Origin of the sequence: Pseudomonas sp. TH31, from assembly GCF_016650815.1 — a bacterium.
Classification (GTDB): Bacteria; Pseudomonadota; Gammaproteobacteria; order Pseudomonadales; family Pseudomonadaceae; genus Aquipseudomonas.
Genome location: NZ_JAEKEZ010000038.1, coordinates 388,182 through 409,169, shown reverse-complemented (window position 1 = coordinate 409,169; position 20,988 = coordinate 388,182). Strand labels below are relative to the sequence as shown.

18 protein-coding genes and 4 pseudogenes are annotated in these 20,988 nt (G+C 56.0%); 13 read left to right on the top strand and 9 right to left on the bottom strand.

Annotated features, from left to right (window positions below):
* Nucleotides 1-56 precede the first annotated feature (56 nt).
* Genes JFV26_RS32315 through JFV26_RS32300 form a run of 4 tightly spaced genes read left to right on the top strand, consistent with a single transcriptional unit; the run spans nucleotide 57 to nucleotide 3,977 of the window.
* Nucleotides 57-1,037, top strand: a complete 981-nt coding sequence (locus JFV26_RS32315; RefSeq protein WP_201197707.1) for a tetratricopeptide repeat protein — start codon at nucleotides 57-59, stop codon at nucleotides 1,035-1,037.
* Nucleotides 983-2,017: a tetratricopeptide repeat protein gene (locus JFV26_RS32310; RefSeq protein WP_242487963.1), complete on the top strand. Its 1,035-nt coding sequence runs from the start codon at nucleotides 983-985 to the stop codon at nucleotides 2,015-2,017. Before JFV26_RS32315 ends, JFV26_RS32310 begins: the two co-directional genes overlap by 55 nt.
* The gene (locus tag JFV26_RS32305; protein WP_242487962.1) at nucleotides 1,963-2,997 is read left to right on the top strand and encodes a tetratricopeptide repeat protein; all 1,035 of its coding nucleotides are present in this window, start codon (nucleotides 1,963-1,965) and stop codon (nucleotides 2,995-2,997) included. Before JFV26_RS32310 ends, JFV26_RS32305 begins: the two co-directional genes overlap by 55 nt.
* Nucleotides 2,997-3,977 (top strand): sel1 repeat family protein, encoded by a 981-nt coding sequence (locus tag JFV26_RS32300; protein WP_201197704.1) that lies wholly within the window; start codon nucleotides 2,997-2,999, stop codon nucleotides 3,975-3,977. The genes JFV26_RS32305 and JFV26_RS32300 overlap by 1 nt, the downstream gene beginning before the upstream one ends.
* Nucleotides 3,978-4,087: 110 nt before the next feature.
* Here JFV26_RS32300 and JFV26_RS32295 read toward each other — a convergent pair whose 3' ends face one another.
* The gene (locus JFV26_RS32295; protein ID WP_201197576.1) at nucleotides 4,088-4,372 is read right to left on the bottom strand and encodes a hypothetical protein; all 285 of its coding nucleotides are present in this window, start codon (nucleotides 4,370-4,372) and stop codon (nucleotides 4,088-4,090) included.
* A gap of 366 nt (nucleotides 4,373-4,738) precedes the next feature.
* On the opposite strand from JFV26_RS32295, the gene JFV26_RS32290 reads away from it, so the two are divergent.
* Together JFV26_RS32290 and JFV26_RS32285 are read left to right on the top strand one after the other, a co-directional pair.
* Nucleotides 4,739-5,008 (top strand): DUF2790 domain-containing protein, encoded by a 270-nt coding sequence (locus JFV26_RS32290; protein WP_201197575.1) that lies wholly within the window; start codon nucleotides 4,739-4,741, stop codon nucleotides 5,006-5,008.
* Between the two features lie 91 nt (nucleotides 5,009-5,099).
* A complete protein-coding gene (locus JFV26_RS32285; protein ID WP_201197574.1) occupies nucleotides 5,100-5,495 on the top strand; it encodes a hypothetical protein in 396 nt (131 codons plus the stop codon).
* On the opposite strand, the gene JFV26_RS32280 is transcribed toward JFV26_RS32285, so the two are convergent.
* A complete protein-coding gene (locus tag JFV26_RS32280) occupies nucleotides 5,492-5,761 on the bottom strand; it encodes a DUF1652 domain-containing protein (protein ID WP_201197573.1) in 270 nt (89 codons plus the stop codon). The genes JFV26_RS32285 and JFV26_RS32280 overlap by 4 nt on opposite strands.
* A 384-nt stretch (nucleotides 5,762-6,145) precedes the next feature.
* On the opposite strand from JFV26_RS32280, the gene eco reads away from it, so the two are divergent.
* On the top strand, nucleotides 6,146-6,628 hold the full coding sequence (gene eco, locus JFV26_RS32275; protein ID WP_201197572.1) for a serine protease inhibitor ecotin: 483 nt from the start codon (nucleotides 6,146-6,148) through the stop codon (nucleotides 6,626-6,628).
* 186 nt (nucleotides 6,629-6,814) lie between these two features.
* The gene (locus tag JFV26_RS32270) at nucleotides 6,815-7,120 is read left to right on the top strand and encodes an NIPSNAP family protein (protein WP_201197571.1); all 306 of its coding nucleotides are present in this window, start codon (nucleotides 6,815-6,817) and stop codon (nucleotides 7,118-7,120) included.
* A gap of 6 nt (nucleotides 7,121-7,126) precedes the next feature.
* Here JFV26_RS32270 and ilvA read toward each other — a convergent pair whose 3' ends face one another.
* Nucleotides 7,127-8,143: a threonine ammonia-lyase, biosynthetic gene (gene ilvA, locus JFV26_RS32265; RefSeq protein ID WP_201197570.1), complete on the bottom strand. Its 1,017-nt coding sequence runs from the start codon at nucleotides 8,141-8,143 to the stop codon at nucleotides 7,127-7,129.
* 347 nt (nucleotides 8,144-8,490) lie between these two features.
* Between ilvA and JFV26_RS32260 the strand changes: the two genes are divergently transcribed.
* Entirely contained in the window at nucleotides 8,491-8,826 is a 336-nt protein-coding gene (locus tag JFV26_RS32260) for a DUF2834 domain-containing protein (protein ID WP_201197569.1), read from the top strand.
* Between the two features lie 72 nt (nucleotides 8,827-8,898).
* On the opposite strand, the pseudogene JFV26_RS32255 reads toward JFV26_RS32260, so the two are convergent.
* The 3 genes and pseudogenes from JFV26_RS32255 to JFV26_RS32250 form a co-directional block, all read right to left on the bottom strand.
* Nucleotides 8,899-9,821: pseudogene (locus JFV26_RS32255) on the bottom strand (magnesium transporter CorA family protein).
* A 7-nt stretch (nucleotides 9,822-9,828) separates the two neighbouring features.
* Nucleotides 9,829-10,305, bottom strand: a complete 477-nt coding sequence (locus JFV26_RS33970) for an ATP-grasp domain-containing protein (RefSeq protein WP_342215507.1) — start codon at nucleotides 10,303-10,305, stop codon at nucleotides 9,829-9,831.
* A pseudogene (locus JFV26_RS32250) lies at nucleotides 10,302-11,401 on the bottom strand (RimK family protein). Before JFV26_RS32250 ends, JFV26_RS33970 begins: the two are co-directional and overlap by 4 nt.
* 92 nt (nucleotides 11,402-11,493) lie before the next feature.
* Here JFV26_RS32250 and rimI point away from each other — a divergent pair.
* Nucleotides 11,494-12,591, top strand: a complete 1,098-nt coding sequence (gene rimI, locus JFV26_RS32245) for a ribosomal protein S18-alanine N-acetyltransferase (protein WP_201197568.1) — start codon at nucleotides 11,494-11,496, stop codon at nucleotides 12,589-12,591.
* Between the two features lie 134 nt (nucleotides 12,592-12,725).
* Here the strand turns inward: rimI and JFV26_RS32240 are convergent, their stop codons facing one another.
* Together JFV26_RS32240 and JFV26_RS32235 are read right to left on the bottom strand one after the other, a co-directional pair.
* Nucleotides 12,726-13,877, bottom strand: coding sequence for a PQQ-dependent sugar dehydrogenase (locus JFV26_RS32240; RefSeq protein ID WP_201197567.1), 1,152 nt, complete (start codon nucleotides 13,875-13,877; stop codon nucleotides 12,726-12,728).
* Between the two features lie 66 nt (nucleotides 13,878-13,943).
* Nucleotides 13,944-14,267 carry a hypothetical protein gene (locus JFV26_RS32235; RefSeq protein ID WP_201197566.1) on the bottom strand — a complete coding sequence of 108 codons (324 nt, stop codon included), beginning with the start codon at nucleotides 14,265-14,267 and terminating at the stop codon, nucleotides 13,944-13,946.
* 185 nt (nucleotides 14,268-14,452) lie between these two features.
* Between JFV26_RS32235 and ku the strand changes: the two genes are divergently transcribed.
* Nucleotides 14,453-15,343 (top strand): non-homologous end joining protein Ku, encoded by an 891-nt coding sequence (gene ku, locus JFV26_RS32230; RefSeq protein ID WP_201197565.1) that lies wholly within the window; start codon nucleotides 14,453-14,455, stop codon nucleotides 15,341-15,343.
* A 35-nt stretch (nucleotides 15,344-15,378) separates the two neighbouring features.
* Nucleotides 15,379-17,887 (top strand): annotated as a pseudogene (ligD, locus tag JFV26_RS32225) (DNA ligase D).
* A 113-nt stretch (nucleotides 17,888-18,000) separates the two neighbouring features.
* On the opposite strand, the gene lpxO reads toward ligD, so the two are convergent.
* Nucleotides 18,001-18,900, bottom strand: a complete 900-nt coding sequence (gene lpxO / locus JFV26_RS32220) for a lipid A hydroxylase LpxO (protein WP_201197564.1) — start codon at nucleotides 18,898-18,900, stop codon at nucleotides 18,001-18,003.
* Between the two features lie 483 nt (nucleotides 18,901-19,383).
* Between lpxO and JFV26_RS32215 the strand changes: the two are divergent.
* Nucleotides 19,384-20,972, top strand: a pseudogene (locus JFV26_RS32215) (ABC-F family ATPase).
* Nucleotides 20,973-20,988: the final 16 nt, after the last annotated feature.

Sequence of the window (20,988 nt, the reverse complement as noted above, 5' to 3'; positions counted from 1 at the left end):
GGTTGGTGACAATCTCTGCCTTCCCTCGGTTTCCGACCGAAGATGCTGAGCAGCTAATGCAATTAATAAATTTTATGATGTGCGGGTTTCTAGCCCTGATATTTTCAGCGACCGTAGAAGCTCAGCTTACCCAACAACAAAAAGAAGCTAAGATAAAAGGATTAGAACTCTACAATCAATACAAAGCTATTTCTGCTACTCCTTTTCTACAAATTGCGGCGAACGCAGATGATAAGGAGTCTCAATATTATTTAGGGGAAGCAATTCGTAAAAACAAAAGATATATGACCGAGGACGCGCAGAAGTGGTACGAAGCTGCCGCGAACCAGAATAACATTTACGCGATGATACAACTCGGACGAAGTGGCAATGATCTGTGCACCGCGATGGACAACTGCCCAAAAAGCAAAAACACACCAGCACAATGGTTGAAGAGCGCGCTTGATTTAACTGCACCCGCTGCAGAACACGGCAACCCAGAAGCCATGTATTTGATGTACGAACTCACACTTAAACAGGAATGGTTAGAAAAATCTGCAAACTCAGGATACGCATTGGCTCAGTACTGGATGGCAACCGGAACTCGACAAGGAGACGGTTTTTTCTTACCGTGGAAACGGAATGAAGCAGTTGGAAATTGGCTAAAACTATCCGCAGAAGGAGGTTACCCTCCTGCGATGATGGAATATGCAGCGTTTATATTTGAGGACAAAGGCGATTTGGCGGTAGCTCGTCATTGGATTTCCGAAGCTGCTAACGCTGGATATCAGTCAGGCATCAGCAGTTACGGCGCCTACTTGGCACATTCTCCTTCGCTTTACGATTTTCCATTAGATTTAGTCAAAGGCTATGCGCTGACTTCGCTACTCAAAGACCTTGACGGAGGGGGTGACGTTCAGGTTTACGTAAATGAAACTCTTCCAGAGATTGCCTCGAAGATGAAGCCTGAACAAATTTCAGAAGCGACTGAATTTGCGAAAAAATGGAAAGCTACACACCCACCTTTATCATTTTTTCCGGAAAAACTAAGCCGTTGACTTCAATCCGAAAAACACTAATTAGAGCGCTGCTTTATATCGCAGTAATAAACGATGCGTACGCCGAACTCACTACAGAACAAGAAGCAGCAAAAACAAGAGGAGTAACCCTCTACAATCAATATAAAGCGACTTCCGCGACCCCATTCCTCAGTATTGCTGCAGAAGCCGGAGATCATGAAGCTCAGTATTATCTAGGCGAATCGCTCAGGAGGAAAAACCACTACATGAATCCTGAAGCACGTAAATGGTACGAGGCGTCAGCTGCTCAAGGTGATTTATATGCCATGATTCAGCTTGGGCGGAGTGAAAAGGATCTCTGTCAAATTTCTAACGACTGCCCCTCTGATCAAAAACAACCTATTGAGTGGTTGAACCAAGCACAACATTTAGCTAAGCCTAAAGCCGAGCAAGGCGATGCCGAAGCCATGTTTATCATGTATCAACTTACGATTGACCAAGGCTGGTTAGAAAAATCTGCAAATGCAGGCGACGCTGTCGCACAATACTGGATGGCAATCGGAGAGCAGGAAGGCAACGGGGTATTCTTGCTGCCCTGGAAACGCTCAGAATCTATCACCAAGTGGTTAAAAGCCTCTTCTGAGGGTGGCTACCCTAAAGCGATGATGGCTTACGTTGCGGTCTTGTATAAAGAAGGTGACATGGAGGGAGTTCGTCATTGGCTGGAGGAGGCAGCAAAAACTGGTGACCAGAATGCTGTAAGCACCTACGGCGCCTATTTGACTCATACTCCCGATAAGGTCGGTTACCCTTTGGATTTGGTAAAAGGTTACGGATTGGTGTCGCTTCTGAAGGAGCTTGATGGTGGCGGCAGCGCTCGGGATTACCTTGAAGTTAAGCTGCCGGAGATAGAAGAAAAAATGACGCCTGAGCAAATTTCAAAAGCGAATGAGTTTGCGAAAAAATGGAAGCTTACGCATCCACCTCTTTCGTTCTTCCCGGAAAAACTGAGCCATTGATTTCAATTAAAAATGCAATAACGGCTTGTGCATTGCTGTTTGCAGCGCTTGCAAATACTGCCTTCGCCGAACTTACTACAACACAAGAATCAGCAAAGACCAGAGGAATAATCCTCTACAACCAATATAAAGCCATTTCAGCGACCCCATTCCTCAGTATTGCTGCAGAAGCCGGAGATCATGAAGCTCAGTATTATCTAGGCGAATCGCTCAGGAGGAAAAACCACTACATGAATCCTGAAGCACGTAAATGGTACGAGGCGTCAGCTGCTCAAGGTGATTTATATGCCATGATTCAGCTTGGGCGGAGTGAAAAGGATCTCTGTCAAATTTCTAACGACTGCCCCTCTGATCAAAAACAACCTATTGAGTGGTTAAAACAAGCGCAAAACATTGCCAAGCCAAAAGCGGAAAATGGTGACGCAGAGTCAATGTATATAATGTACGAATTGACTGTAGATAAAAATTGGCTGAAAAGAGCGGCTGATGCTGGGCATCCAATAGCACAATACTGGATGGGCATAACGGAAAAACAAGGGGAAGGTTTTTTCCTGCCGTGGCAGCGTCAAGAGTCTATTGAAAAGTGGTTTAAAGCATCTGCGGAGGGAGGATATCCAAAAGGAATGAGGGAGTATGCAATATTTCTCGGCGAAAAAAATGACATGGACGGCTACCGCAAATGGAACGAAAAATCCGCCCTTACCGGTTATGTTTCTACAATATTTGAATACGGTTCGGACTTGGCTCACGAACCAGACTTATATGGATATCCTCTCGACGCTGTAAAAGGCTACGCATTAATCTACATGCTGAAAGAATTGGATGGTGGCGGAGGCATGCAGGCTGATGTAAAAGACCAACTGCAAAAAATCTCTTCAAAAATAACTTCTGAACAGATTGCCGAAGCGAAGAAAGTCGCCGAATCTTGGAAAGAAACACATCCACCTCTGTCGTTCTTCCCGGAAAAACTGAGCCATTGATTTCAATTAAAAATGCAATAACGGCTTGTGCATTGCTGTTTGCAGCGCTTGCAAATACTGCCTTCGCCGAACTCACTACAGAACAAGAAGCAGCAAAGACCAGAGGAATAATCCTCTACAATCAATATAAAGCCATTTCAGCGGCCCCATTCCTCAGGATTGCTGCAGAAGCCGGAGATCATGAAGCTCAGTATTATCTCGGCGAATCGCTCAGGAGGAAAAAACATTATATGAATCCTGAGGCGCGAAAATGGTACGAAGCGTCGGCGGCTCAGGGTGATCTATATGCAATGATCCAGTTAGGGCGCAGTAAAAAGGATTTTTGCACGTTTTCAAACGACTGCCCTCCCGATCAAAAACCACCCATTGAATGGTTAAACCAAGCTAAACATATGGCCATGCCGAAAGCGATCCAGGGTGACGCAGAGGCCATGTATGTCATGTACGAGCTTACTTTTGACGAAGAATGGCTTGAAAAATCAGCCGTAGCGGGTAACGCACTGGCTCAATATTGGATGGGGATAGGTTATCAGGAAGGTGAAGGCTTTTTCCTACCATGGAGGCGTGCTAAAGCTATAGAGAAATGCTTTAAGGCATCCGCCGAAAGCGGTTATCCAAAATCTATGATGGAATATGCCGCTATCCTATTTGAAAAGGGCGATATCGAAGGCTTTCGGCATTGGAATGAACAAGCAGCTTTGGCGGGCTATGCGTCCACCGTTTACGGTTATGGGTCAGACCTTGCCCATCAACCGGATACATACGGTTTCCCATTCGACATTATTAAAGGTTACGCGCTTATATATTCGCTAAGAGAACTGGACGGTGGTGGTGGGATTCTGGACTTGGCAGAAAGAAAACTTCAAAAAATTTCCGACACGATGACGCCTGAACAAATAGCAGAGGCTAAAGAATTCGCAAAAACCTGGAAGGCGACTCACGCACCACTGTCATTTTTTCCTGACAAGCTAAGTCGCTGAAGGCTGGTTTATGTATCTTCTGACCAGAACGCGAACAACCCTACAAGTCAGCAGTTGCTATGGAGTAGGAAGCAGCTATAAAGACTGCCTCCCTTCCTTACCATGTAGCGTCAGACCGGCGCCTTCCGCCCCAACATCCGCTGCCGAGCAACACACCCATCCTGCATCAACATACACAGCGCATGGGTAATGTGCGGAATGTCCTGAACATCGCCGTCCTTGAAGCAGTGGCAATAAAGCGTTTCCAGCAAATTGCTGCCGGCACGGGTCCACTTTAGAGCGGTTTCGAGAATGTCTTTGGGATTGGCCTCGGTGTCGATGACCATTGGGTTTGATTCGGTAACGCTGCTTCTGGTTGAGCGATAGCGATCGAGAAAGGCATTTAGCGTTGGCATCGTGATCACACGAGGATTAGTAAATTACCGCCAACACCGTGACCAAGCGACGGCAGGCTAACTGTGTACAGGCTTGGTCAACCGATACCGTCAACTCGGCTCACCCGAAGGCATCCTGCACCCAGCCGCCTTTGCAACGCACTACGAAGACATGGAAGTCCGCAGAGCGAATTTTCTCCCCCCACATGAAACCTCTGTCAGAAACCCCCTCACGACAGGTGGCACTCCACCGTGTTAACCATCGCTTAACCCCGCGGTCCAACCCTGTACTGGACCGCACGCCCTCAGACTCTTTCTGATGCCCAGTGCGGCAGGTTCGTCGTGTTTCACGTCGGGCTGATTTTCCATCTGCACTGGAGATTTCCCATGAACATGCGCACTTTGCTGATGACCACCGCCCTCGCCTGCTCCGCATTCGCCGGTCTGGCCCAGGCCGCCGATACGTCCTCGACTCAAGCCGTGCCTTATCGCTACGGCATGCCGCTGCATGTGGGCAAGGTCATTGCCATGACGGAGCCCTCGACGTCGGACTGCAAAGTCATCAAGGCTGATATGAAGTACATCGATAGTGCCTCCGGCAAGCCTGAAGAAATCACCTACAAGAAATTGTCTGACGCCTGCAGTTTCCAAAACTGACAGAAGGCTCTGATTCGGCACGTTGCGGTTTGCCTGTGAGGGTTCTGGCGCTATGCTTTGGTCGCCTCCCTCACTGCCGCAAGGATTCGCCATGCAGTTATCGTTTCGTACGTTGTCGACGTTCACCGCCGCGCTGTGTGTCTTGCTGGCATTGATATGGGGTTTGCTGCCGGATCGGCTGCTGGCGATCTGGAGCATTGAGTATTCGTCGGCGGCGGGATTTGTCGCGCGGCGCTGTGCGGTGTTGTTCGCCGCGCTGGGGGTGATGTTTTATCTGGTTCGCAACGAGGCGCCGTCCGTCAGCCGCCATGCACTGAGCACAGGCTTCACGGTGGGCTGCTGGGGGTTGGCGACGCTGGGGTTCGTCGAATGGCTGAATGGCCATGCCGGGCCGGGCATTATGCTGGCGGTCGGGGTCGAACTGGCGCTGGGCCTGGGGTTTTTCCAGACCCGGCGCGTCTCGGTAGAACTTGAAACCGCGGGTTAAAACGCTTTGCGGTCCAGATGCAGAGGCTGAACGGCCGCCCTGTGCTGCATGTCCGAACGAAGTTCGGCGATCAAGTCGTTGATTTCTCGACAACCATTCAAGCGTCTGGCGTTGATGCCGGTCACCAATAGATCGAGCTGATCGGTTTGTGTGTCGGCATAGACCTTGACGGTCATCGACAGGTCAGGCGATAGCGTGCATTGACAGCGCTTCGGTAAAAAACTGCTTTCAATGATATTGCGTAGTTCCAGGGCAGAAAGAAACATGGCAACCCTCTCCTTAATGTGAGATAGCCAATCAACATACATGTGGTCGGTGTTGGAATAACCCGTTTGTCATCCATGCGGGGCTGACTACTCCACTACCTGACCGTTCTCTCGTAGCTACGCTGACTCATAAGTGCGCTCGGTCAGCTTAAGACCAGCTACAGCATAAAACATGCCCGGGATTTCGCTCTGCACCTCGTCGGTAAATCAAAGGTTTAACGAAAGTGCCAGCAAAGTGCCTCATGCAATGTGCAAGAAAGGACTGTTTGAGCCCTGCAATTTGCAAAGATCGGGCGACAGGTTTGCATAAGCCGCGCACGGCGGTAAAAATGCGACCTGGACATTTCAGTATCCGCTGACCCCACTCACACGCAAGGAGGCATCATGGGTTCATTGACCTTAATCAATACCGTCGGGCTGATAGTTGCCGGGCTGTCGTGCGCAGCGCACGCGGCGAAACTCGAAGAAGTCGCGCCGTTTCCCAAAGCCGAGAGCGGTTTTACCCGTCAGGTCATTCATCTGGCATCTCAGACTCAGGAAGATGGCTTTCGGGTAGAGATTCTGGCCGGCAAGACGCTAACCGTGGATTGCAACCAACAGCGCTTGGGCGGGATGCTTGAAGAGAAGAATCTTGAGGGTTGGGGTTATCCGTTTTATCGGCTGGAAAAAGTCATCGGCCCGATGAGCACGATGATGGGCTGCCCCGATGGCAAGACGAAGAAGGACTTCGTGCCGGTGGTCGGTGACGGGTTTATGTTGCGCTATAACAGCAAGCTGCCGATTGTGCTTTATGTGCCCAAGGATGTTGAGGTTCGTTATCGGATCTGGTCGGCGTCGAGCAAGGTCGAGAACGCGGTTCAGGAATAAGCCGCTACAGGAGCTATGTAGACCGGCTAAATAACTGAATACCGTAATCCTTGTGGGGGCGGGCTTGCTCGCGAAGGGGCCGCCCCATCCAGCATTGATGGCGACAGATGCGCCGCCTTCGCGAGCAAGCCCGCTCCCACAGGGTTCTGCGCCAAACTGACTGACATTCGCCACAGGAGCAGCCCTTTGATTACCTGCCACGTCAAATATGTAATCGATCCCTACCAACTGAGCGACTTCGAAGCCTACGCCAAAGCCTGGCTCGCTATCGTCGAGCGCTTGGGCGGGACTCATCACGGCTACTTCCTGCCGTCCGAGGGCGCGAGCAATATTGCTTATTGCCTGTTCAGTTTTCCGTCGCTGGCAGACTACGAAAGCTACCGCCACATCGCGATGACCGATCCGCAAAGCACGGCGTTGGTGGCCTTGCTGCTCGATAAAAAATTTATCGTCAGTTACGAGCGCACCTTCCTGCGCCCGATGCTGCCCTGACGCTCCTCACGCCGGGGCGCCGCAAACAGCGGCGCGCTCGGCGACATGGCGCAAGCTGTCGAAATTGATGTTGGCACCCGAGTCGATGGCCACAAAGGTCTGCCCCCGAACGCCGGTCTGGGCCACGTACTTCTTGATCCCGGCCACGGCCAATGCGCCAGAGGGTTCGGTGATCGAGCGGGTGTCGTCGTAGATGTTCTTGATTGCCGCGCAGAGTTCGTCATTGCTGACGGTGATGACTTCATCGACACAAAACCGGCAAACCTCAAAACCATAAACGCCGATCTGCGCCACCGCCACGCCGTCGGCGAAGGTGCCGACGCAAGGCAGGATCACCCGTTCGCCGGCCTGCAATGCGGCCTGCAAGCATGCGGAATGTTCCGACTCGACGCCGATGATCCGCACTTCTGGCCGCAGGTATTTCACGTACGCGGCGATGCCGGCGATCAACCCGCCGCCGCCCACCGGGACGAAGATCGCGTCCAGCGGACCTTGATGCTGGCGCAGGATTTCCATCGCGACGGTACCCTGCCCGGCGATCACATCCGGATCGTCGAACGGCGAGACAAAGGTACGACCGGTTTGCTGCGCCAAGGTCAGGGCGTATTCCAGCGCGAACGGAAAACTCTCGCCATGCAGCACCCCGTCGGCGCCTCGGCTGCGCACCCCGAGCACCTTTAGCTCCGGCGTCGTGCACGGCATGACGATGGTCGCGGCAATCCCCAACTGACGGGCCGCGTGCGCCACGCCTTGGGCATGGTTGCCGGCTGAAGCGGTGATCACGCCACGAGCCTTTTGCTCATCGCTGAGCTGCACCAGCTTGTTGTAGGCGCCGCGGATCTTGAAGGAAAAGGTCGGTTGCAGGTCTTCGCGCTTGAGCAGGACCTGATTACCCAGCGCCTCGGACAGCGCCGGGGCCGGTTGCAGGGGCGTTCGCACCGCCAGTTCATACACCGGCGCGGCGAGAATCTTTTTCACGTAGTGCTCAAGCAAGCTCTGCTGGGCGGTAGTGCTGCTGTTCATGCTCATCTCCTGTTGTACACGTCCGGCGTAGGAGCTGCCGAAGGCTGCGATCTTTTGCTTTTAAAGATCAAAAGATCGCAGCCTTCGGCAGCTCCTACGAGCCGGACGTGTTCCGGTTCAAGACCCAGGAGACAGAAAGTAAAAACCCGCCTCGAGGGCGGGTTGGGTGCTGCAGTCGTGAGCTAGCCCGCCAAATAAGGAATGGCGGTAATAATGCTTGGCTGGCAGCGCAATACGGTGAAAGTCATGACTGGAAATTAGCCGGGCGCTGATGGCAAGTCAATGGTCAATTTTGTCTGGCCTCTGTAGGCTCGCTATTCTGCTCATTGTCCCCAAGGAAGGTAACCATGAAGTCTGTCGCCCTGCCCCTGATTGCCCTGATTGCGTTTGCTGGCTACACCGTTTCGGTGATGCTGTCGGCGGAACAGTCGTTGATCGATTTTGGCATCAGCCTGATGTCGCGGCCGGATACGGCGCAGGTGGTGATTGATTTGTATCTGCTGGCGACGTTGGCGGGGGTTTGGATGTACAGGGATACGCGCAAGCGCGGGCGGTCGGCGTTGTCCGTAATTCCGTATCTTTTGCTCACCGCCATTTTCGTGTCGATCGGGCCGTTGTTGTATTTGGTGGTTCGGGGGCTGCAGGAGCGCAAGGTCTCTGCCCCATCAGCGCAAGAGGTCTGATCCGGGATTTTTTGTGTCGTTAAGATCGCCATCGCGAGCCTGCTCGCGATGGCGGCCTGACAGCCACCACCGTCACTTGGCCAACCGCCTCAGCCCAAGCACCATCACCCCTGCCCCCAACATCATCGCCGTCAAAAACAACGGATAAGAAACCCACCACGGCGTCCCGGACGTCATCATGCTGAACTCGGACATGCCGCCAATACTCGCAATCAGGTTCAACGGCAAAAACACCACGTTGATCAACGTCAGTTTGCGCAGCAGGTTATTCATGCTGTTATTCATCAGGTTGCCCCGAGCGTCGATCAACCCGGAGAACACCGTGGAATAGATTTCCGCCTGTTTGTAGCACTGGTTGTTTTCGATGATCAGGTCGTCGATCAGGCTGATGGACTCGGCGCTGAAGTGCTCCTTTTCCGCGTGGTTGCGCAGCCGGGTCAGCACCGCGCCGTTGCTGTGGATCGCGTTGATGTAATAGATCAGGCTTTCGCTGAGGTTGAACATCTGGATCAGGTGCTGGTTTTCCATCGAGGCGTTGAATTTTTGCTGCAACTCCGGGCAACCAGTTTGATCACCTTCAGGTGGCCCAGGTAGTGATGGATGTTGTTGAACAGCAAATCCAGCAATACATCCAGCGGCGTATTCAGCCGTTGGCGGGTGCCGAGCCCGTGCAGCGGCGAATCGTCGGTGGCGATCACCAGCAAGCGGCCCGGCGAGAACAGCAAGCCGCAAGACGACACTTCAAAGGCCAGGCTGCCGGCGCCGGAATAGTTTTCCGGGCGCTTCCAGATCAGGAACAGGTTGTCGGGGTGAAACTCGATGCGCGACACCTCGTCGGGGTCCAGGGCCGAGGCCAGGGCGTGTTCATCGAGTTTGAAATGGCTGTGCAGCAGGTCCCGCTCGGCGGCATCGGGGTTGCTGAACAACATCACTTCGGCGTCCAGCCGTTCGACTGCATGCAGGGCGCCGTGGGTCAGTTGAAAGCTCTTGATCATCGGCCGCTCACCAGGCCTGGCCGCGACGTTTTAGCTCCAGTCGACGGACGAACTCTTCCAGCACCAGCGAGTACAAATCGTCCTGCAAGTAAGCGTCTTCGATGCCGGCGTCCATGTTCGGGTTGTCGTTGACCTCGATCACCACCACTTTGTCGCCGGACTGCTTGAGGTCGACGCCGTAGAGCCCGTCGCCGATCAGGTTGGCGGTCTTCACCGCCAGCTCCACCACCGCACGCGGCGCTTCGTGGACCGCCAGGGTGCGGCATTCGCCGTTGATGTCCGAGCCCTTGGCCTTGTGGTTGTAGATCTGCCAATGGCCCTTGGACATGAAGTACTGGCAGGCAAAGATCGGTTTGCGGTTGAGCACGCCGATGCGCCAGTCGTACTCGGTGTAGAAAAACTCCTGGGCCAGCAACAGCACCGAGTGTTCGAACAGTTCGGCGGTGGCTTCGAGCAAGGCTTGCTGGCTCTCGACCTTGATCACGCCCGGGAGAAACAGCCGTCAGGAATCTTCAACACCAGTGGAAAACCCAAGCGTTCGCCGACCCGTTCGAAGTCTTCCGGTCGTTCCTTGTAGAGGATTTCAGTGGCGGGCATGCCCAATTGATGGCTTTTGAGCAAGTCGGTCAGGTAGACCTTGTTGGTGCAGCGCAGGATCGACGCCGGGTCGTCCATCACCACCAGCCCTTCGCTCTCGGCTTTCTTGGCGAAGCGGTAGGTATGGTTATCGACGCTGGTCGTCTCGCGGATCAGCAGCCCGTCGTATTCGGCGATACGGGCGTAGTCCTTGCGCTCGATCAGCTCGACGTCGATGCCCAGGGTTTTGCCGACCCGGACGAAGTTATCGAGGGCTTTGGCGTTAGACGGCGGCAAAGCTTCTTGCGGATCATGCAGGATCGCCAGGTCATAACGGGCCAGGCGCCGGGAGCGCGGCACACGCCAGATCTTGCGACTGAAACTGTCCAGGGAGTTGGCAAACTGATCTTCCTGATCTTCGCGCAACTTGTGCAAGGCACCGGACTTTATACCTTCGATGTGCCAACCGTTAGTTCTTCTAAACTCAACCAGTAATATCGGACACGGGAAGACTTCAAACAACTGTCGCGCCAGATCCTGCAATGGCTCGATATTAGTCTTGCCAAAATAAAGGGTTAGCGTAAAGCCTTCGGTGTCGCTGTAAAGGTGGTTGCTGAGGGCTTTTTCCAGCGGTTTATCCAGATCATCGAGCGCCAGGCCGTAAAGCGATTTGCGGGTCAGTTCGCTGATGGTCCGCACCGACGGAATGACCTTGTGCCCCGGGCCTCGGCCAGCAGCGAGCAGTAATAACCGTGCCCCAGGTACTTGTAGCTGCGGCACAGGTTGATCACCTGGACCCGCTTGCCCTGCTCGTTGTCACGGGTTTGTTCCAGGTATTCCTGGGCCGTGACGATGTCTTCACTGGGAAAGTACGACGCCCAGTCTTCCTTGCGTTCGACGATGATAATCAACTGACTTGAAGTTCTGATCGCGTCATTTAAATAAGTTGCCGCCGGCAAAGTTTGCTCGGATACTTCGCGCCAATGACCTTGTACCGCTGACATAGTGATTGATCCGTTGGAGAACAAGACCTTTCCTATTAAGCACGAACTTTTTCGAAAGTCCCGTTTCGTTACGCAACTTTTACGGTGGTCATATGAATCCTGTCTTTCGCTTGGCGGTAGTTGAAGACTTACCGGCGTTGCTGAAACTCGAAGAGCAATGTTTCACCACGGATCGGCTCACTCATCGCAGCTTTCAGTGGATGATCACTCGCGCTCATGGAGAGCTGCTGGTCGCCCAACACGGGGAACAACTGGCCGGCTACGCGGTGGTGCTGTTCCACCGAGGCACGTCTCTGGCGCGGCTCTATTCGATTGCCATTGCCTCCGATGCCCGGGGCAATGGCTTGGGCAAACAGTTGCTGGAGCGGATCGAGGCCTGTGCCCTTGAGCACGATTGCGCTTACCTGCGGCTTGAAGTGCGCACCGACAACCCCGCTGCAATCGCCCTGTATGAGCGCAACGGCTACAGGCGTTTCGCGCTGATTCATGATTACTACGAGGACCACGCCGACGCACTGCGCCTGGAGAAACGCATCCTTGAGCACCGCGACTCGCGCAGTATCCAGGTGCCGTGGTACCGCCAGACCACCGACTTCACCTGCGGCCCGGCCTGTTTGCTAATGGCGATGGGCGCGCTGCAACAGGGCCGGTTGCTGGAACGTCGCGAAGAACTGCAAATCTGGCGCGAGGCGACCACGGTATTCATGACCTCGGGCCACGGCGGTTGCAGCCCGCAGGGGCTGGCGTTGGCGGCATGGCGACGCGGGTTTCGTGTGCGGCTGCAACTGAGCATGGCCGGGCCGTTGTTTCTCGACGGGGTACGCGATGAGCATAAAAAGGACGTAATGCGCTTAGTGCATCAAGAGTTCACCGCACAGTTGCAGGACACCGATGTGGAACGGGAGATTGGCGGGCCGCTGAACCTGCCACAGTTGCTGGACGCTGGCGGGCAACCGCTGGTGTTGATCAGTAGCTATCGGCTGACGCGCTCCAAGGCGCCGCATTGGGTGATGGTCACTGATTGCGACGAGGAGTTTGTCTACCTGCATGACCCGGATGTGGACCACAGCCAGCATCGCCAGCCGATGGACTGCCAGCATTTGCCGGTCAGTCATGGGGAGTTTGAGAAGATGTGCAGTTTTGGCCGGGGGAAGCTCAGGGCGGCGGTTGTTTTGTATGCCCGCAACTGAATTTAGCGGGGCCGGGAAAGGCAAGATCAAAAGATCGCAGGCTTCGCCAGCTCCTACCCCGATCGCGTTCGACCGAGGTCTGGCGGATGTACACCTGTAGGAGCTGCCGAAGGCTGCGATCTTTGCGCTTTACCTTACTTCAGCCCGACCTTGTACAACGCCCCATCCTTCTCATCCGTCAGCACATACAAATACCCATCCGGCCCCTGCCGCACATCGCGAATCCGCGCCTTGAGCTCTCCCATCAAACGCTCCTCATGCACCACTTTGTCCCCATCGAACTGCAACCGGATCAGTTCCTGGCTCGCCAGCGCACCGATAAACACGTTGTGCTGCCAAGGCTTGAACCGATCAGCGTCATAGAACGCCATGCCGCTGATAGCGGGAGAAACTTCCCAAACGTGGTGCGGCGGCACGGTGCCTTCAACCGTCTTGCCCTTGGACTCCGGAATCGGCTCACCTGAATAGTTCACGCCGTTGGTTGCCAGCGGCCAGCCGTAGTTCTTGCCACGCTCGATCACGTTGATCTCGTCGCCCCCCTTGGGACCGTGCTCGTTTTCCCACAACGTGCCGTTCCACGGGTTGATCGCCGCGCCCTGCGGATTGCGATGGCCGTAGGACCAGATCTCCGGACGCACGCCGTCCTGACCGATAAAAGGATTGTCATCCGGCACCTTGCCGTCCGGGTAGATCCGCACGACCTTGCCCTGCAGCTTGTCGAGGTCCTGGGCGGTCATGCGGTCGTTGTTTTCGCCCAGGGTGATGAACAGATACCCATCACGGTCGAACACCAGCCGCGAACCGAAGTGGTTGCCGACCGAGAGTTTCGGCTCCTGGCGGAAGATCACCTTGAAGTCCTTGAGGGTCGTCAGGTCGTCGGACAAACGTCCGCGGCCGACCGCGGTCCCAGCCTTGTCGCCCTCACCGCCGCCCTCGGCGTAGGACAGATAAACCAGGCGATCCTGCTTGAAGTCCGGTGACAGCACCACATCGAGCAAACCGCCCTGCCCCTTGGCCCAGACCTTGGGCACGCCACTGATCGGTGCTGAGCGTTTGCCATCGATGGTGACTACACGCAGGTTGCCGGGACGTTCGGTCACCAACATGCCTTGCCGACCAGGGAGAAACGCCAAGGCCCACGGATGCTCCAGGCCTTTGGTAATCGGCGTGACTTCGAGGGTGCCTTGTTCGCTTTTCAGTTCCTGGGTGGGTGCCGCGAATACGGGCGCCGCGGCGCTGATCAGTACGCTGGCGCAAAAGGTGGCCAGGAGGGTTTTACGCAACATGCACGATTCCTTTTTTCATTAACGGCGTTGCCGTTCGAAGGGCTGACAGAACCTCAGTCCTGCCGTTCAACGGTTGCTGCTGTCCGAGTCTCGTGGCGGTGGGTTTGGAATGAATTTAGGTGGCGCGCCAGGCGCTGTTTTGTCCTGGGGATAGCGGTTGCCGATGCCGCCGTTTTCCACGGTCGGCGGACGCGGAACCGGCGCGAAAGTCGGCTGCCGAGTGGCCGGGGCATTCGGTTGCGTGCCCTGCATGCTGTTGGGGTTGGCCCGGTGAGTCGGGCTGTTGTAGGGATTGTTGTTACTGCTGCCGGTCGGGCTCTGGGCCAGCGCCACCTGGCCGAGCAAGCCGCTCAAGGCCAACACCGTGCAACCGAGCACAAATCTGTTCATGGGAGCCTCTCAACGTACGCGTGGATAGAGTCTTCGATACCACGCTACGCCCGAGGTTCGGATTTGTTAACTGAAAGCTCCTTCATAGATGTAACACCCGTTTACCGCACCGCTGATCCCCCCGCTGGGCTGGGGCTCACGCCGCTGAAACTTTTGCGCAGGGCCACAGGTCACCTGATCATCACTTGCGAGTAGACGACGATGGCCCGGCAATCTGGAAAGGCGCAATCAGTTTCGGCTTGGTACACATCCCGGTGGCACTGGTGTCGGCCACCTCGTCCCAAGGCGTGGATTTCGACTGGCTCGACAGCCGCAGCATGGACCCGGTGGGCTACAAACGCGTCAACAAGGTCACCGGCAAAGAAGTCACCAAGGAGCACATCGTCAAAGGCGTCGCCTACGAAAAGGGCCGTTACGTGGTGCTCAGCGAAGAGGAAATCCGCTCGGCGCACCCGCTGTCGACCCAGACCATCGACATCTTTGCCTTTGTCGACAGCGAACAAATCCCGTTGCAAAACATCGACACCCCCTACTACCTGGCGCCGGACAAACGCGGCGGCAAGGTCTATGCGCTGCTGCGTGAAACCCTGAGCAAAACCAACAAGGTCGCCCTCGCCCACGTCGTGCTGCACACCCGCCAGCATCTGGCGGCACTAATGCCGCTGGAGTCGGCCATGGTGTTGGTGATGCTGCGCTGGCCGGCGCAAGTGCGCAGCCTCGATGAACTGGCGCTGGGCAGTGAAGTGACCAAACCCGAGTTGGCCAAGGGCGAACTGGAGATGGCCAAACGTCTGGTCGAGGACATGAGCGCCGACTGGAAACCCGAGGATTACCACGACAGCTTCGAAGACAAGATCATGGCGCTGGTGGAGAAGAAGGCCCATGAAGGCAAGATCGAAGATGTCGAGAGCACCAGCGGTGAAGAAGAACGTAAAACCGCCGATGTTATCGACCTGACCGAACTGCTCAAACGCAGCCTCGGCGCCAAGGCGACCAGTAAACCGGCGGCCAAACCGCGCAAAGCCGCTGCCAAACCGGCTCCGGCGAAAAAAGCCACTAAGAGTTCTCGCGGCTGACGGCCCGCGACACTCGCAGCACAGGGTAGTCCGCCATGGCTAAATCGGTGAGTGAATACACGCGCAAACGTAACGTCGAGATCAGCTCGGAGCCGCCCGAATCAGCGCCTGCCAAGCGCGGCAAAAAGCACCCTCGGCCCTGCGTTTCGTGATCCAGAAACACGATGCGCGTAACCTGCATTACGATTTTCGCCTGGAGCTCGACGGTACTCTGAAGAGCTGGGCGGTACCCAAAGGCCCAAGCCTCGACCCAACGCAAAAGCGCCTGGCAGTGCACGTCGAAGACCATCCCATCAGCTACGGCACCTTCGAGGGCCGTATTCCCGAGGGCAGTACGGCGCCGGGGATGTGATTGTCTGGGACCATGGCGTCTGGCAACCGATTGGCGACCCGCAAGAAACCTACAAGGCCGGTAAACTCAAATTCACCTTGATAGGCGAAAAACTCTCCGGTGACTGGACGCTGGTGCGCACTCACCTGCGCGGCAGCGGCGACAAGGAGCAATGGCTGCTGATCAAGGAGCGGGACCAGCAGGCGCGCCCGGCCAGTGAGTTTGATGTGGTCGCCGAGTTGCCAAAAAGCGTGTTGAGTGATGCCACCATCGGCGACAAAACCACCAGGAAAACCGTAAAAAAACCCAAAGCAGTCAAGCCCGAACCGACCGCGCTTCCCGAGCAACTCGCCCCACAGCTGGCCACGCTGGTGGACAAGGTCCCGGCCGGTGACTGGCGCTATGAAATCAAGTTCGACGGCTATCGAATTCTCGCCCGCATCGACAACGGCCAAGTGCGGCTGCTGACCCGCAATGGCCACGACTGGACCGCAAAACTGCCGTTGCAAGCCAAGGCTTTGGCCGAGATGAAGCTCGACGGCAGTTGGCTCGATGGCGAAGTGGTGGTGCTGAACGACAACGGTTTTCCGGACTTCCAGGGGCTGCAAAATGCCTTTGAGATCGGCCGCTCCGTGGACATCATTTATTTCGTGTTCGACGCGCCGTTCCTCCACGATGCCGATCAACGCGAGCTACCGGTGGAAGATCGTCGTGCCGCGCTGCAAAAAGCCCTTGGGCGCAAGTCTCGGCAGATCGTGCGCTTCTCCGAGGCCTTCACGGCGAACCCTCAAGACATCGTCGAAAGCGCCTGTGCGTTGTCGCTGGAAGGCGTCATCGGCAAACGCGCCGGCAGCCCTTATGTGTCGAGGCGCAGCCCGGACTGGATCAAACTCAAATGCCGTTTGCGCCAGGGATTTGTGATCATTGGCTATACGCAACCACAGGGTTCGCGCAGTGGTTTCGGGGCTTTGCTGCTGGGCGTTTACGACGATAAAGAGCTGGTTTACGCCGGACGTGTCGGTACCGGATTCAATCAGGCCAACCTGAAGCTGTTTCATGGGCAACTGCAGAAGATCGAACGTAAAACTTCACCGTTGGGTAAATCATTGACCGCCGCTCAGGCCTGGGGCGTTCACTGGGTCGAGCCGACGCTGGTATGCGAAGCCGAATTTGCCGAGTGGACTCGCGAAGGTGCGGTACGCCAGGCCGCTTTCATTGCCATGCGTACTGATAAACCGGCGACAGAGATTGTTCGTGAGCAGCCACAATCCCCAAAGGCGAGCAAACCCGCCAGCGAAAAGAAAACCCGTAGCGCGGACAGCAGCGTCGCCGGGGTCAAGATCACTCACCCCGACCGTGTGATCGACAAGGACAGCGGCACCCGGAAACTGGAACTGGTGCAGTTCTACGAGCGCATCAGCGACTGGATTTTGCCGTTCCTGCGCAATCGGCCGGTGTCCCTGTTGCGGGCGCCGGAAGGTGTTGGCGGTGAACAGTTCTTCCAGAAACACGCTGAACGCCTGGCCATTCCCAACATCAGGCATCTGGATCCGGAACTTGACCCGGGCCACGCGCGGCTGATGGAAATTGACAGCACCGCGGCACTGATTGGGGCCGCGCAAATGGGTGCAATCGAGTTGCATACCTGGGGCGCCACCACTGACCGGATCGAAACCCCGGACCTGTTTATTCTCGACCTTGACCCCGACCCGGCGTTGCCATGGAAAAGCATGGTCGAAGCAACTCAGTTGACCCTGTCGGTGCTCGATGAGCTGGGGCTGGAGGCATTTCTGAAAACCAGTGGCGGCAAAGGCATGCACATTGTCGTGCCGCTGGCACGCAAGGATGACTGGGAGACGGTCAAGGCTTTCGCCAAAGCCATTGCCCAGTTCATGGCGCAGCAACTGCCGGAGCGGATCACCGCGACCATGGGCCCGAAAAACCGGGTCGGCAAGATCTTCGTCGATTACCTGCGCAATACCCGAGGCGCCAGCACGGTGGCGGCGTATTCGGTTCGGGCGCGGCCAGGGTTGCCGGTGTCGGTGCCGATTGCGCGGGATGAGTTGACGAGCCTGCACGGTTCGCAGGAATGGACCGTGGCTAATTTGCTGGAGCGGTTGGAGGGGTTCAAAGGTGATCCGTGGGCGGGGTATGCCCATCGGCAGAGGATTACGGCGAAGATGTGGAAGCAGTTGGGCAGCAAGAAACCGTAAGAGGTGCGGTCAATGTTATGGCCTCTTCGCGGGCAAGCCTCGCTCCTACAGGGGGTTTGCGGGCCCCGTAGGAGCGAGGCTTGCCCGCGAAGCCAGCAGCCCCGCTGCACAACTCAGATCAGAACGAAAACCGCCAACAACCCACCAAAAATCGCCCATTTCTCAAGGTAGTAACGCGTGCGGTTTTGCTTTTTCAGCTCCTTGCCCCGCAAACGAACCTTGTAGATTTTGGTAAACAAGCGGTTGATCGCCCCCGTCTTGTCACCCGCATCGTTCGGCGCGCCCGCCGCGGCCATGACATTACGACTGAACCAGCCGTTAAGCGCCGCCGCCCAGCGGTACTTCATCGGCCGTTCGACGTCGCAGAACAGGATGACGCGGTTCTGGTCTGTGGTGTTTTCGGCGTAGTGAATGAACGTTTCGTCGAACATCACCGCCTCCCCATTACGCCAGTGGTAGTTCTGGCCATCGACGTTGATGTAGCAACCGGCATCATTCGGTGTGTCCAGGCCCAGGTGATAACGGTAGGAACCGGCATACGGATCGCGGTGGCGCACCAGTTTGGAACCTGGTGGAAGTTCGGCGAACATCGCAGCCTTGATCGAGCCGATGCTTTGCACCAGTTCGGTGGTGCGCGGGCAGAGCTTTTGCGCCGAAGGATGGCTGTCGCCGTACCACTTCAGGTAGAAACGCTTCCAGCCGCTTTTGAAGAACGAGTTGAAACCGACGTCGTCGTATTGGTTCGAGCGCTTGATCTCCCCGGCCTTGAGCAGGTTTTGGCCTTCGGCGCGGATTACTTCCCAGTTCGCCTGCAACGGGCTCAGGTCCGGAAAGTCCGCCGGGTTGAGGTACGGCTTGCTGGGGATTTTGGAAAACAGATAAAGGAAGCAATTGATCGGCGCCAGAAAGGTCGAGTGGTCGCTCAGTTGGCGGCCCAGCCTGTGGCGCACGCGACCGCGCAAATGAACATACGCGATGGAGACAACATATATAGCGGCAATGATGATTTTCACGGCAATCGTCACACGTCAAAAGTGAGCAATCTGCGCCTTGCCGGCCAAGCGGTCTGGCACAGTGTCTGAATACGAAACAGCGGTCCCTGTGGCACGTCCTTGAGCCCTTGCCGTCATTGGCATGGGTTGATAGATGGCATTTTAGCCACGGCTTGTAACAAATAGTTAGCATCCAGATGTGAAAATCTGTCCGCTGATGCAGCCAAAGTACCCGTACGGCCTCAACGCCCTATCGTTTAAAGAGCCAGACCAGTACAATCGCCGCCAAACATTACGCGCCCCCCTTGGTTGATGACGGGAATGAATCCCGCCTCAGCGCACTTCGACTCGGGCCAAGCGCTCCATTGCTGCTGTCCACTTATTGCCAGATGGACCTTCCGCTTCTGACCGGGATGCATTTCCCGTGGTTTGAATACCGGAACCGGGTACTGAATCGGTACTGCCGCACCCTTAGCTACTCTGAATGCTTCGCAGGAAAAACCTTTGATTTCTACAGCTAACATCACGATGCAGTTCGGCGCCAAGCCGTTATTCGAGAACGTTTCGGTCAAATTCGCAGCGGGTAACCGCTACGGCCTGATCGGCGCCAACGGTTGCGGCAAGTCGACCTTCATGAAAATCCTCGGTGACGATCTCGAGCCGTCCGGCGGCCAGGTCATGCTCGAGCCGAACGTGCGTCTGGGTAAATTGCGCCAGGACCAGTTCGCCTACGAAGAATTCACCGTGATCGACACCGTGATCATGGGTCACGAAGAGTTGTGGAAGGTCAAGGCCGAGCGCGATCGCATCTACTCGCTGCCGGAAATGACCGAAGAAGACGGCATGGCTGTGGCCGAGCTGGAAACCGAGTTCGCCGAAATGGACGGCTACACCGCCGAATCCGGGCCGGTGAACTGTTGCTGGGCCTGGGTATCGGCATCGAGCAGCACTTCGGCCCGATGAGCGAAGTGTCCCCAGGCTGGAAACTGCGCGTATTGCTGGCTCAGGCACTGTTCTCCGATCCTGAAGTGCTGTTGCTCGACGAACCGACCAACCACTTGGACATCAACACCATCCGTTGGCTGGAAAACATTCTGACCCAGCGCTCCAGCCTGATGATCATCATCTCTCACGACCGTCACTTCCTGAACAGCGTGTGCACCCACATGGCTGACCTGGACTACGGCGAGCTGCGCCTGTTCCCGGGCAACTACGACGAATACATGACCGTGGCGACCCAGTCCCGCGAGCAGCTGCTGTCGGACAACGCCAAGAAGAAAGCGCAGATTTCCGAGCTGCAATCGTTCGTCAGCCGCTTCTCGGCCAACGCCTCGAAAGCCAAGCAAGCGACCTCCCGCGCCAAGGCGATCGACAAGATCCAACTGGCCGAGGTCAAGCCTTCGAGCCGTGTGAGCCCGTTCATCCGTTTCGAACAAACCAAGAAGCTGCACCGTCAGGCGGTCATCGTCGAGCGCATGGCCAAAGGCTTCGACGGCAAGCCGCTGTTCAAGGATTTCAGCTTCGTCGTTGAAGCTGGCGAGCGCGTGGCGATCATCGGCCCGAACGGTATCGGTAAAACCACCCTGCTGCGCACCCTGGTCAATGAACTGACCCCGGATGCCGGCACCGTGAAGTGGACCGACGCCGCCGAACTGGGCTACTACGCCCAGGACCACGCGCACGACTTCGAAGAAGACTGCAACCTGTTCGACTGGATGGGCCAATGGACCCAGGGCGGCGAGCAAATCGTTCGTGGCACCCTCGGCCGGATGCTGTTCTCCAACGACGAGATTCTGAAGTCGGTCAAGGTCATCTCCGGTGGTGAGCAAGGTCGCATGCTGTTCGGCAAGCTGATCCTGCAGAAGCCGAACGTGCTGATCATGGACGAACCGACCAACCACTTGGACATGGAATCCATCGAGGCGCTGAACCTGGCGCTGGAGAACTACCCGGGCACGCTGATCTTCGTCAGCCACGACCGTGAGTTCGTATCGTCCCTGGCCACCCGCATTATCGAATTGAGCCCTAGTGGCGTGATCGACTTTAGCGGCACCTATGACGATTACCTGCGTAGTCAGGGCGTCGTGTTCTAAGTAGCGGCTGAAAACT

Coding starts and splice junctions, on each gene's coding strand:
- JFV26_RS32315 (WP_201197707.1), top strand. CDS start 57: ATGCAATTAATAAATTTTATGATGTGCGGGTTTCTAGCCCTGATATTT.
- JFV26_RS32310 (WP_242487963.1), top strand. CDS start 983: ATGGAAAGCTACACACCCACCTTTATCATTTTTTCCGGAAAAACTAAG.
- JFV26_RS32305 (WP_242487962.1), top strand. CDS start 1,963: ATGGAAGCTTACGCATCCACCTCTTTCGTTCTTCCCGGAAAAACTGAG.
- JFV26_RS32295 (WP_201197576.1), bottom strand. CDS start 4,372: ATGCCAACGCTAAATGCCTTTCTCGATCGCTATCGCTCAACCAGAAGC.
- JFV26_RS32290 (WP_201197575.1), top strand. CDS start 4,739: ATGAACATGCGCACTTTGCTGATGACCACCGCCCTCGCCTGCTCCGCA.
- JFV26_RS32285 (WP_201197574.1), top strand. CDS start 5,100: ATGCAGTTATCGTTTCGTACGTTGTCGACGTTCACCGCCGCGCTGTGT.
- JFV26_RS32280 (WP_201197573.1), bottom strand. CDS start 5,761: ATGTTTCTTTCTGCCCTGGAACTACGCAATATCATTGAAAGCAGTTTT.
- eco (WP_201197572.1), top strand. CDS start 6,146: ATGGGTTCATTGACCTTAATCAATACCGTCGGGCTGATAGTTGCCGGG.
- ilvA (WP_201197570.1), bottom strand. CDS start 8,143: ATGAACAGCAGCACTACCGCCCAGCAGAGCTTGCTTGAGCACTACGTG.
- JFV26_RS32260 (WP_201197569.1), top strand. CDS start 8,491: ATGAAGTCTGTCGCCCTGCCCCTGATTGCCCTGATTGCGTTTGCTGGC.
- rimI (WP_201197568.1), top strand. CDS start 11,494: ATGAATCCTGTCTTTCGCTTGGCGGTAGTTGAAGACTTACCGGCGTTG.
- JFV26_RS32240 (WP_201197567.1), bottom strand. CDS start 13,877: ATGTTGCGTAAAACCCTCCTGGCCACCTTTTGCGCCAGCGTACTGATC.
- JFV26_RS32235 (WP_201197566.1), bottom strand. CDS start 14,267: ATGAACAGATTTGTGCTCGGTTGCACGGTGTTGGCCTTGAGCGGCTTG.